This window comes from Clostridium sp. MSJ-8 (assembly GCF_018918325.1).
Taxonomy (GTDB): domain Bacteria; phylum Bacillota; class Clostridia; order Clostridiales; family Clostridiaceae; genus Clostridium.
The window spans coordinates 66,529-79,801 of record NZ_JAHLQH010000047.1; the positions used below are offsets into that span (position 1 = coordinate 66,529).

General features: G+C 30.6%; 6 protein-coding genes. All 6 read left to right on the plus strand.

Annotated elements, in window-relative coordinates; all coding sequences use genetic code 11:
* Positions 1-98 precede the first annotated feature (98 nt).
* The 6 genes from KQI77_RS10670 to nifJ all read left to right on the plus strand — a co-directional run bounded on the left by KQI77_RS10670 (position 99) and on the right by nifJ (position 12,716).
* Positions 99-2,048 (plus strand): type IIA DNA topoisomerase subunit B, encoded by a 1,950-nt coding sequence (locus KQI77_RS10670; RefSeq protein ID WP_216390416.1) that lies wholly within the window; start codon positions 99-101, stop codon positions 2,046-2,048.
* An 18-nt stretch (positions 2,049-2,066) separates the two neighbouring features.
* Positions 2,067-4,961: a DNA topoisomerase IV subunit A gene (locus tag KQI77_RS10675; RefSeq protein WP_216390417.1), complete on the plus strand. Its 2,895-nt coding sequence runs from the start codon at positions 2,067-2,069 to the stop codon at positions 4,959-4,961.
* Between the two features lie 23 nt (positions 4,962-4,984).
* A complete protein-coding gene (locus KQI77_RS10680; protein ID WP_216390418.1) occupies positions 4,985-5,539 on the plus strand; it encodes a DJ-1 family glyoxalase III in 555 nt (184 codons plus the stop codon).
* 93 nt (positions 5,540-5,632) lie between these two features.
* Entirely contained in the window at positions 5,633-7,399 is a 1,767-nt protein-coding gene (recJ, locus tag KQI77_RS10685) for a single-stranded-DNA-specific exonuclease RecJ (RefSeq protein WP_216390419.1), read from the plus strand.
* A 17-nt stretch (positions 7,400-7,416) separates the two neighbouring features.
* Complete coding sequence (locus tag KQI77_RS10690; RefSeq protein WP_216390420.1) at positions 7,417-8,490, plus strand: undecaprenyldiphospho-muramoylpentapeptide beta-N-acetylglucosaminyltransferase; 1,074 nt, start codon at positions 7,417-7,419, stop codon at positions 8,488-8,490.
* A gap of 719 nt (positions 8,491-9,209) precedes the next feature.
* Positions 9,210-12,716 (plus strand): pyruvate:ferredoxin (flavodoxin) oxidoreductase, encoded by a 3,507-nt coding sequence (gene nifJ / locus KQI77_RS10695; protein WP_216390421.1) that lies wholly within the window; start codon positions 9,210-9,212, stop codon positions 12,714-12,716.
* Positions 12,717-13,273: the final 557 nt, after the last annotated feature.

Here is a 13,273-nt window from a genome sequence, read left to right on the forward strand (position 1 = left end):
GTATTAGATGAGATATTATTTAGATACCTTCTTTTATTTTTGACAATTAGTACAAAAAAATATATATTTTTAATTGATATAAAGAGTGGAGGTTTATTATGAGTGAGAATAATAATACAACTTATGATGTTACAGACCTTACATCCTTAGAAAAGCTAGAACCAGTTAGAGTAAGACCGGGAATGTACATAGGTTCTACTGGAAGTAAGGGATTACATCATTGTGTTTGGGAGATATTAGACAACTCAATAGATGAGATATCTAATGGATATGGAGATAAAGCAACTGTTATATTAAATAAAGATAAGAGCATAACAATAATAGATAATGGTAGAGGAATACCAACAGGCATACATCCTATTAAGAAAAAAAGCGGTGTAGAAATGGTATTTACAGAACTTCATACAGGTGGTAAGTTTAACAATAAGAATTATAAGACATCTGGTGGATTGCATGGTGTTGGAGCAGCTGTAGTGAATGCTTTATCTAAGTGGGTAGAAGTAGAAGTATACCAAAATGGTAATGTATATCGTCAGAGATTTGAATATGCTTATGATAAAGAGTTAAAAAGAAAAATGCCAGGAACTCCTGTTACATCACTAGAAGTTGTAGGAAAATCAGATAAGACAGGAAGTAAGGTGACATTTCTACCAGATCGAGATGTATTTTCAACAATAGACTTTAAGTATGAGATTATAGATGAGAGACTTCAAGAATTAGCATTTCAGAACAAAGGAATAAGATTGGAATTAATAGACAATAGAAAAGAAGAACCTGTATATAAGGAATATTATTCAGAAAGAGGATTATTAGATTTTATAGAATATTTAAATGAGAGTAAAACACCTCTTCATGAAACACCTATATTATTTGAAGGTGAGAGAATGGTTAATGATGTTCAAATGTATGGAGAAGTATGTATACAGTTTACAGATTCTTCTACTGAGAATATTGCAAGTTATGTTAATAATATTCCAACTACAGAAGCAGGAACTCATGAAACTGGATTTAAGACAGGAATGACTAGAGCATTTAAGGAATGGGCTAGAAAACTTGGAGTAGTTAAGGATAAAGATAAGGAGTTTGAAGGAGATGACTTAAGAGAAGGAATGACAGCTATCCTTCGAATTAAACTTACTAATCCAGTATTTGAAGGGCAAACTAAAACAAAGCTTGGCAATAATGAAGCATATACTATGATGAATGACTTGGCGTATACCAAGTTTTCAGAATGGATAGAAGATAATAAGGAGCTTGCAACTCTTATAATGAATAATGCATTAGCAGCAGCTCTTAGACGTGATAAGATTAAGAAGATAAATGATGCTGAAAAGAAAAAAGTAGGCAAGGGTACATCACCTCTTGCAGGTAAAATAGCAGTATGTACTATGAAGGATAATTCATCAAGTGAATTTATAGTAGTTGAGGGAGATTCTGCCGGTGGTTCAGCAAAGCAAGCTAGAGATAGAAGGTTTCAGACTATAATGCCATCAAAAGGTAAAATAATGAATACAGAGAAACAAAAACTAGAGAATGTATTAGCATCTGAGGAGCTTAGATTATTTAATGCAGCTATAGGAACAGGAACATTAGATAACTATAAAGAAGAAAATTTAAAGTATGACAAGATAATAATAATGAGTGATGCTGACGTAGATGGTTATCATATAAGAACTTTATGGATGACATATATATATAGATATATGAAGCCACTTATTACTAATGGACATTTGTATCTAGCACAACCACCATTATACAAAGTATATAAACAAACAAAAGATGGAGAAAAGCATATATACGCATATAGTGATGAAGAATTAGAAAAAGCTAAGAATAAAATAGGTAAAGGTGCTCTTATTCAAAGATATAAGGGATTAGGAGAGATGAACCCAGATCAATTGTGGGATACAACACTTAATCCTGAAACTAGAACTTTATTACAAGTAACCATAGAAGATGCAGCAAAAGCTGAAAGAATGATTTCTTTACTTATGGGTGATGTAGTAGAGCCTAGAAAGAAATATATGTACAAATACGCAGAATTTTAAAGGTAGGTGAAAAATTACATGGCAAAGAAAAATAATAAAATACCAAAAGATAATAACATAATACCTGTACTATTAGAAGAAGCTATGCCTGATAATTATCTACCATATGCAGTTGAAGTAGCAAAAGAAAGAGCACTTCCAGATGTTAGAGATGGTCTTAAGCCTGTACATAGAAGAATATTGTATGGTGCATATTTATTAAAAGCATTTCCTGATAGACCCTATTATAAATCTGCTAGAATAGTTGGAGATATATTAGGTAAGTTCCATCCACATGGAGATACATCAGTATATGATGCTACAGTAATACTTGCACAAGATTTTACTACAAGAGAACCTCTTATAGATGGTCATGGAAATTTTGGATCTATAGATGGTGATAGTGCAGCAGCTATGAGATATACAGAAGCAAGGCTTACTGCTATAGCTATGGAGATGTTAAAAGATATAGATAAGGATACAGTAGATATGGTTCCAAACTATTCAGATAGTGAACTTGAACCTAAGGTACTACCTAGTAGATATCCGAATCTACTTGTAAATGGTACATTTGGAATAGCTGTAGGACTTGCAACTAATATTCCACCTCACAACCTAGAAGAGGTTACTAAAGGTGTATTAGCATATATAGATAATCCGGAAATAACAACTAAGGAATTAATGAAATATATAAAGGCACCAGACCTTCCTACAGGAGGTATAATAATAGGAGCTAATTCATTATTACAAGCTTATGAAACAGGTGAAGGCAAAGTAACTTGTAGAGCTAAAACTTCAATAGAAAAGCTAGAAAATGGAAGAGTAGGTATAGTAATAACTGAATTCCCTTATAAGAGAAACAAAGCAAAGATTCTTCAAACAATATCTGAGATGACAGGAGATAAGAAGCATTCTAAGGCTCTAGAATTTATATCAGACATAAGAGATGAATCAGATAGAAGTGGTATAAGAGCAGTTATAGAATTTAAGAAAAGCATAACAGAAGAGATGGCAGAGAAGGTATTAAAGTACTTATTTAAAAAGACAGATCTTCAATGTAATATAAGCTTTAACATGGTGGCTCTAGCAGATGGTAAGCCAGAAACAATGGGCTTAAAGACAATAATAAGGCATTATGTTACACATCAAAAAGAAATTGTAACAAGAAGAACTAAAAAAGAATTAGAGATAGCAGAAAAAAGATTCCATATAGTAGAAGGCTTTATAAAAGCTATAGGAATATTAGATGATGTAATAAAAACAATAAGAGAGTCAAAGTCTAAAAAAGAAGCAGGAATTAACCTTGTAGAAAAATTTGGCTTTACAGAAGAACAAGCTACAGCAATATTAGAATTAATGTTATATAGATTAACAGGATTAGAAATAACTACATTCCAAAAGGAATACAGAGAATTAAATAAAAAGATAAAAGCATTAAAGAAGATATTATCTGATGAAACAGAGTTATTATCAGTAATAAAAAAAGAATTACAAGAAATATGTGATAAATATAAGAGCCCTAGAAGAACTATGATAGTAGAAAATGATAATGAAGCTAAGATAGATGTAGAAGAACTTATTGTTGTTGAAGATATTATGATAACTTTATCTAAAGATGGTTTTATAAAGAGATTTCCAGAGAAGAGTTATATAAGATCTAATTTCAATGAGGATGAGATAGAGTATCGAGAAGGGGATAAGCTGGCATTTCTTATAAAAGCTAATACTAGGGATAATATAATGATATTTACAGATAGTGGAAATATGTATCAAACTAAAGGAGTTAACCTACCAGAACAGAAGTGGAAGGAAAAGGGTGAAAGAATAGACACTATTATAAAATCTATCAATCTAGACAATGAGAATATAATAAATATAATATCTGTACCTGAACTAAGCAGTAATAGATTCCTTCAACTAATGACATCTAAAGGTAATCTAAAGAAGAGTTCCTTAGACAAATTTGCAACTAATTATTCTAAGCTTCAAACAACTAAGCTTAGAGCAGAAGAGAAGCTTATATCAGTGGAGCTTATAGAAGATGAATGGAGCTATATGGAGGTTAAGACTAAACAAGGACTAGAATTCACCTTAACTGTTCCACAATTAGAAGATTTACCTAGAAATGTATTGGGGACTCAATTATTCAATTTATGTAATTCTGATGAAGTAATTGCTATTAATAGAGCTTATGAGAATGAAGCACAAGAATTTATAATTGGAATAACTGCAAAAGGTAACTTAAAAACATTTACTAAATTATCTAAAAGTGATAGATTAAAAACAAAGACTAATACAGATAATTCTTTATTGTTATTTACTAATAAAGGCAATGTAATAAAAATTAAATCATTTATGATAACAAAAGCAATAAAGGAAGAGATAGCATTAACAGAATTAGTTGATTCCCTTCAAAAAGATGAAAAGATTGTAAGTATGTTTTCAATAAGTGAATATAATAAATATGATTATGTTTATATATTTACTAAGATGGGTATAATTAAGAGAACTGCCTTAGAGGAATTAAGTGGTGAATCACTTATTATGCAATGTCATAAGTTTAAGAAGGATAATGATGAAGTTGTTATGGTAGATATTTCTAGAGGGGATAATGGTAATGTTGTTATTGTAACTAAGAGAGGAATGGCTATAAGGTTTGATTTAGATAGTGTAAGTTCTATGGGAAGAAACGCACTAGGTGTAACAGGCATAAGTCTTAAAGAAGATGATGAAGTTATATTTGGTAGAGTATTTATGATAATAGATGATATAATAACGCCTATAGAGAAATATCAGTTAGAGCTTGTATCTAGTAGTAAAAAATCTACTGATATATTGTTAGCTGATATAAGACTTCAGAATAGAGCAGGAAGAGGAAGGAATATTGTTATGCTTGATATAGATGAAGAGCTTAAGAATATTTCTGTATTATAGATTATTATGTGGAGGGATTAATTATGAAGAAGGTAGCAGTATTATTAGCAACAGGTTATGAAGAGATAGAAGCATTAACAGTAGTTGATGTTATGAGAAGAGCAGGAGAAGAGTGCCATATAGTTAGTACAGAGGATATTGAAGTGGTTAGTGCACATAATATCAAGGTTACAGCAGATAAAATATTAACAGATAAATTAGAAGATTATGATTTAGTAGTATTACCAGGAGGACTTCCAGGAGCAACTAATCTTCAGAAAGATCCTAAGGTTATAGAGGTTCTTAGAGATTTTAACAATAAGGGTAAGCTTATTGCAGCTATGTGTGCAGCGCCGATAGTATTAGCTACAGCAGGAGTAATAGAAGGTAAGAATATAACATCTTATCCAGGCTATGAAGATGAATTACCAGGTGCTAACTACATAGATAATGAGAATGTGGTAGTAGATGGTAACTTAATTACTAGCAGAGGACCTGCAACTACTTTACCATTTGCTTATAAGATGTTAGAAGTTTTAGGTAATGATGCTTATAAAACTCTTCAAGAAGGTATGATGTTTAATTTCTTGATGAGATAGTGTATTTAATGCTTAGTGCTATATATAAGGTACTAAGCATTAATTATGAATATAGAAGTTAAACATATAATTCAAGGGAGGCAAATCAAGGTTATGCATGAAAAGTGGATAGTAACTAACAATAAAACAGCTTTTGATAATTTAAACAGAGAAGTAAAGCTTCATCCACTTATAGCAAGGGTTATAGCTAATAGAGGTATTACTACTAAGAGAGAAGCTGATATGTTCTTTAATGGAACTATAGAGGATATGTATTCTACTATGATTATGAAGGATATGAAAAAAGCTATAGATATCCTAAAAGATGCAATTACTAAACAGAAGAGAATAGTTATATATGGAGATTATGACTGTGATGGAGTGTGTAGTACAGCTATATTATACAAAACACTTAAGCTATTAGAAGCTAATTTCACATATTATATACCTAATAGAGAATCAGAAGGATATGGTATGAATAGTGATAGAATAAAGATACTTAAGGATGAAGGTGCTGAAGTTATATTAACTTGTGATAATGGTATTTCAGCTATTAATGAAGTAAAATATGCAAAAGAATTAGGGATGACAGTAATAGTTACAGATCATCATGATATTCCATATATTGAAGAAGATGATAAGCGTATATACGTGGTGCCTGAAGCTGATTGTGTGGTAGATCCTAAACAATTAGATTGTAAATATCCCTTTAAAGATCTATGTGGTGCTGGAGTTGCTCTAAAATTATCTATAGAGTTAGCTAAGGAAATGAATATAGACATACCTAGCGATAGTGATATATATGAGTTTGCATCATTAGCAACTGTGTGTGATGTTGTTAATTTATTAGATGAGAATAGAATTATAGTTAAGCATGGACTAAAGCTAATTAATAACACCAAGAATTTAGGATTAAAAGCCCTTATAAAAGAATGTGGATTAGAAGAGAAAACTATAGGTGAATACCATTATGGATTTGTGTTAGGACCTAGTATAAATGCTACAGGTAGATTAGAAACAGCTGATTTATCAGTAGAATTACTTATTACTGAAGATGTAAATAGAGCAGAAGAATTAGCTAAAACACTTAAAAAGCTTAATAGTGATAGACAAGAATTAACTTTAGAAAGTGTAGAAAAGGTATATTTAAGATTGGACAAGGAATTATTACCACAGGATAAGGTTATATTAGTATATGAACCTACTATACATGAAAGTATAGCAGGTATTGTAGCTGGAAGAGTTAGAGAAAAATATAATATGCCAACAATAATAATGACTCAAGGAAAAGATATGCCAAAGGGTTCAGGAAGAAGTATTGAAGGCTATAATATGTTTGAGGAATTAAATAAATGCAAAGAATATATTAGCAAATTTGGAGGACATCCAATGGCTGCTGGTTTATCTGTGGAAGAAGATAATATACCTAAGTTAAAAAAGGCATTAAATGAAAAAACTACATTGACAGATGATGACTTAGTACCAATAATAAGAATAGATTCACCGTTATCTCTTAATTATTTAAATTTTGATCTTATAGAGGATATAGAGAAATTAAGACCATTTGGAAAAGCAAATAATAGTCCATTATTTGCAGTAAAAAATCTAGAAGTTGAAAGGGTATTCTTCATGGGGAAGGAGAAGAATTTCATGAAATTTAGATTTAAGATAAATGGAGCTAGTTATATAGAAGGTGTAAACTTTGATAAATACGAAGATTTTAAGCAAGATTTTTCAGATAAATATGGAGAAGAAAGATTTCTTAAACTACAAGATGATGGATATGGTGGATTTAATATGGATATAATATATTATCCAACTATTAATGAGTTTAATGGCAAAACAAGTATTCAATTGAATATAAAAAATATTAGGATATAAGAAAGAGGTGCTTTTCTTTGAAAAAGTATAAAATAATAATGACTGGTGGAGGAACAGCAGGACATGTTACTCCTAACTTGGCTCTTGTACCAACTTTAGAAAAGGAAGGTTTTGAAGTAAAATATATTGGTAGTACTAATGGAATAGAAAAAGATATTATCAAAAAGAATAATATACCTTATTATGCAATAAGTAGTGGTAAATTAAGAAGATATTTTGATGTGAAGAATTTTACAGATCCCTTTAAGGTTATCAAGGGAATATTCCAAGCAAAGAAGATATTATCAAAGGAAAAACCAGATGTAATATTTTCAAAAGGAGGATTTGTAACTGTACCAGTAGTTATAGCTGCATCAATGAAGAAGATTCCAGTTGTGGCACATGAATCTGATATGACTCCTGGACTTGCAAACAAATTAGCTTCACCATTTTGTGATAAGTTATGTGTAACTTTTAGAGAAAGCCTTAATTATATAAAAGGAGATAAAGGTGTATTAACAGGAAGTCCTATAAGAGAAGAGATACTACAAGGCTCGAGAGAAAAAGGACTTAAATTCTGCGATTTTGATGGAAGTAAACCTATATTGTTTATAATGGGTGGAAGTCTTGGATCTGTTGTAATAAACAATGTTATATATGCTAATATAGATGAGCTAGTAAATAAGTTCGATATTATTCATATATGTGGTAAAGGTAATACTAATAAGGAACTTGTGGGCAAAAAGGGTTATAATCAATATGAATTTATAGATAAGGAATTACCAGATCTTATGGCAGCAGCTGATTATATAATATCTAGAGCAGGTGCTAATTCAATATTTGAATTTTTAGCTCTTAAGAAACCAACTTTACTTATTCCATTATCTAAAAAGGCTAGTAGAGGTGATCAAATCTTAAATGCAAATTCATTTAAGAAAGAGGGGTATGCATTAGTAATGGAGGAAGAAGAGATTACTAATGATAGCTTCCTTAAGAAGATAGAGGAACTAGTAGGTAGTCGAGATAAGTTGATAGCGAATATGGAAAAGGCACATAGTTCAATAGGAAATGAAGCAGTTATTAATACTATAAATCAAGTAATTAATAGATAAAGAAAGTAAAAATCCAATGTTATTTGGTTTGATTAATATCAAAATTATATGCTTAAGTAAATAATATAATATCATTAAGTATTTACTAATATAATAAAAAAGAGTAAAGATCCCTAAATACTATAAACTCGCTAAAGCTCAGACAGTATAGTATTTTTAACGGGATCTTTACTTTTTTATTATAAGAAATACTAAATTCTATTATAGATAATTTACTTAAATCAATAATTTGATATTAATAACTGAAAAATAAGTGATCAAAAAATATATTCAATAATTTTTTTAGTAAGAATTACTGAATACTTAAGATACTTGCAGACAATATAGATATATTAAAAATCACCATAACGCTTAAATAATTAAAATATAATAAGCTTAGTGGAAGTAACCATTATTGTTAAGGTTAGAATTATAGGTAGATATAGAATAATATAATCATAATGAATTACAGATTAGTATGAATAATGTTGAAGAATTGGTTATTGCAACTAATGTTATAATATTCTAATTGGGCGTTTGTAAAAAAATACCGATTTTTTTACTGAAAGTAATAGTCTTGCAAAAGAATATAAGTGCTGTATAATAAAAATATAAGCGAACTTTATGAGCAAAAATACTTGTTAATATTTTAACAATGTATATTGTTTTGCTTTTAGGAAGGTAAAGGGTGCTTATGAGGATGCTAGTTATTTATATAATTGAAAGAGGGGATTTTCACTATGAGAAAAATGAAAACAATGGATGGAAATACTGCTGCAGCACATGTTTCATATGCATTCACTGAAGTGACAGCAATATATCCAATAACTCCATCATCACCAATGGCTGAACATGTAGATGAGTGGGTGGCTCAAGGAAGAAAAAACATATTTGGACAACCTGTTAAGGTTATGGAAATGCAATCAGAAGCAGGAGCAGCAGGTGCTGTACATGGATCATTGCAAGCTGGTGCATTGACAACTACTTATACTGCATCACAAGGATTGTTATTAATGATTCCTAATATGTATAAAATAGCAGGAGAAATGTTACCTGGTGTATTCCATGTGTCAGCTAGAGCATTAGCTACATCTGCATTAAACATATTTGGTGATCATCAAGATGTAATGGCAACAAGGCAAACTGGTTTTGCAATGCTTGCTGAAGGTTCTGTACAAGAAGTTATGGATTTATCTGCAGTAGCTCATTTAGCAGCAATTAAATCAAGAATACCTTTCTTAAACTTTTTTGATGGTTTTAGAACTTCACATGAAATTCAAAAGATTGAAGTCCTTGAATATGATGAATTAGCAAAACTTTTAGACTGGGATGCAGTAAAAGCATTTAAAGAAAGAGCTTTAAATCCAAATCATCCAGTAACAAGAGGTACTGCACAAAATGCAGATATATATTTCCAAGAAAGAGAATCAGTAAACAAATATTATGAAGCTGTTCCTGATATAGTTGAAGAATATATGTCTGAGATAACAAAATTAACAGGAAGAGAATATCATTGCTTTGATTATTATGGTGCACCAGATGCAGATAGAGTAGTTATAGCAATGGGATCTGCTACAGATGTTTGTGAAGAAACAGTTGATTATTTAAATTCGAAAGGACAAAAAGTCGGTGTCGTAAAGGTAAGATTATATAGACCATTTTCAATAGAAAAATTATTAAAGGTTATACCTTCAACTGTTAAGAAAATAGCAGTTTTAGATAAAACTAAAGAACCAGGATCTATTGGAGAACCATTATATTTAGATGTTAAGAGTGCATTCTATGGAAGAGAAAATTCTCCTGTTATAGTTGGTGGTAGATTTGGCTTAGGTTCAAAAGATCCAAATCCAGGACATATTGCTGCTGTATATGCTAACTTAGCTTTAGAAACTCCAAAAGATGGATTTACATTAGGAATTGTTGATGATGTAACAAACACTTCATTAGAAGTTACAGAAGATATAGATGCAACACCAGAGGGAACAAAAGCTTGTAAGTTCTGGGGATTAGGATCAGATGGTACTGTTGGAGCTAATAAGAGCGCAATTAAAATTATTGGTGACCATACTGATATGTATGCTCAAGGATATTTCTTCTATGATTCTAAGAAATCAGGTGGTATAACAGTATCACATTTAAGATTTGGTAAGAAAGCTATTAAGTCACCATATTTAATAAATAAAGCTGACTTTGTATCATGTTCAAATCAATCTTATGTTCATAAATATAATGTATTAGATGGATTAAAGCCAGATTCTAAATTCTTATTAAATACAATATGGACTCCAGAAGAATTAGAAGAAAAGTTACCTGCTTATTATAAGAGATTTATAGCTAAAAATAACATTCAATTCTACACTATAAATGCTGTTGCTATAGCACAAGAGATTGGATTAGGTGGAAGAATAAATATGATTATGCAATCAGCATTCTTTAAGTTAGCCAACATAATTCCGTTAGAAGATGCAATTAAGTATTTAAAGGAATCTGTTGTGACTTCTTATGGTAAGAAGGGACAAAATGTAGTAGATATGAATAATGCTGCTATAGATAAAGGTGTTCAATCACTAGTTAAGATAGACGTTCCTGAATCATGGAAAGATGCTAAGGATGAAGAAGTTGCACCACTTAAGAATGCAACAGATTTTGTTAAGAATATAGTTGTTCCTATGAATAGATTAGAAGGAGATAATCTTCCTGTATCTACATTTACTGGAATGGAAGATGGTACATTTGAAGCAGGTACTGCTGCATTTGAAAAGAGAGGAATTGCTGTTAATGTACCTGAATGGAAGTCAGATAAATGTATACAATGTAATCAATGTTCATTTGTATGTCCACATGCATCAATTAGACCAATATTATTAAATGAGGAAGAAAAGAAGAATGCTCCTGATAGTTTAGTTGCTGTAGATGCAAAAGCATTAAAATCAGAAGAAAAGTTATACTTTACAATGGCAGTAGCTCCACTTGATTGTACAGGATGTGGTAACTGTGCAGTTATATGTCCGGTAGGAGCTTTAGAAATGAAACCACAAGAATCTCAACATTCACAAATAGAAGCTTGGGATTATGCTATAGATGAAGTATCAGCAAAAGCTAATCCAATGAATAAAAAGACTGTTAAGGGAAGTCAATTCGAACAACCATTACTTGAATTCTCAGGTGCTTGTGCAGGTTGTGGAGAAACTCCTTATGCTAAATTAATAACTCAATTATATGGAGATAGAATGATGATAGCTAATGCTACAGGATGTTCTTCTATTTGGGGTGGATCAGCTCCATCAACTCCATATACTAAGAATAAAAAAGGATATGGACCAGCTTGGGCTAATTCTTTATTTGAAGATAATGCAGAATATGGTTTAGGTATGTTCTTGGGAGTTAAAGCTCAAAGAGAAACTCTAGCAGAAACAGTAAAAGAAGGAATAAAGTCAGGATTAACTACAGCAAAAGCTGCAGCTCAAGAGTGGCTTGATAATATGAATAATGGTGAAGGAACTAGAGATAGAGCAGATGCATTTGAAGCAGCATTAAAAGCTGATAATTCTGAAATAGCAAAGAAGATATTAGCAGAAAAAGATTTATTTGTTAAGAGATCTCAATGGATATTTGGAGGAGACGGATGGGCTTATGATATCGGATATGGCGGTGTTGATCATGTATTAGCATCAGGTGAAGATGTTAATGTATTTGTATTCGATACAGAAGTTTATTCAAACACAGGTGGACAATCATCAAAAGCTACTCCAACTGCTGCAATAGCTAAGTTTGCTGCAAGTGGTAAGAAAACTAAGAAGAAAGATCTTGGTATGATGGCTATGAGTTATGGATATGTATATGTTGCTCAAGTAAATATGGGTGCAGATAAGAACCAAGCATTAAAGGCAATTGCAGAAGCTGAAGCTTATCCAGGTCCATCATTAATAATAGGTTATGCACCATGTATTAATCATGGAATTAAGAGAGGAATGGGTAAGAGTCAATTAGAAGCAAAAGCTGCTGGTGAATGTGGATATTGGCAAATGTATAGATTTAATCCTGCATTAAAGGATACTGATAAAAATCCATTTGTTTTAGATTCTAAAGAACCAACTGCAGACTTTAAAGAATTCTTAATGGGTGAAGTAAGATATGCATCCCTTGCAAAAACATTCCCAGAAGCTGCAGAAGCATTATTTGAAAAGACTAAGAAAGATGCTATGGAAAGATTAGAAGGATATAAGAAATTAGCAGCAGAGAAATAAATATTATTGTTAGATAACATATAATTCACAATAATTAATATCAAAATTATATGTTCTAAGTAAATAAGATAATATGGATAAAATCCAATGTTATTTGGTTTGATTAATATTATGTTTTCTGATAATTAGTATCAATATTATATGTTTTCATAAATAGCATAATTTCATTAAGTATTTCTAAATATAAAAAATTAAGGTATTATTGTTAAATAACTTATGTTTCACAATAATTAATATCAAAATTATATGTTTAAGTAAATAATATAATATCATTAAGTATTTACTAATATAATAAAAAAGAGTAAAGATCCCTAAATACTATAAACTCGCTAAAGCTCAGACAGTATAGTATTTTTAACGGGATCTTTACTTTTTTATTATAAGAAATACTAAATTCTATTATAGATAATTTACTTAAATCAATAATTTGATATTAATTGAGCAAATTTCATATTTGCTCATCGGCTAAATATCTAGTTTTTATTTTAAATAAAAAGGAAGATCACCCCAAATGTTGAATAAAATAAATAACAACAATCCACAACAAAAGGAGTGAT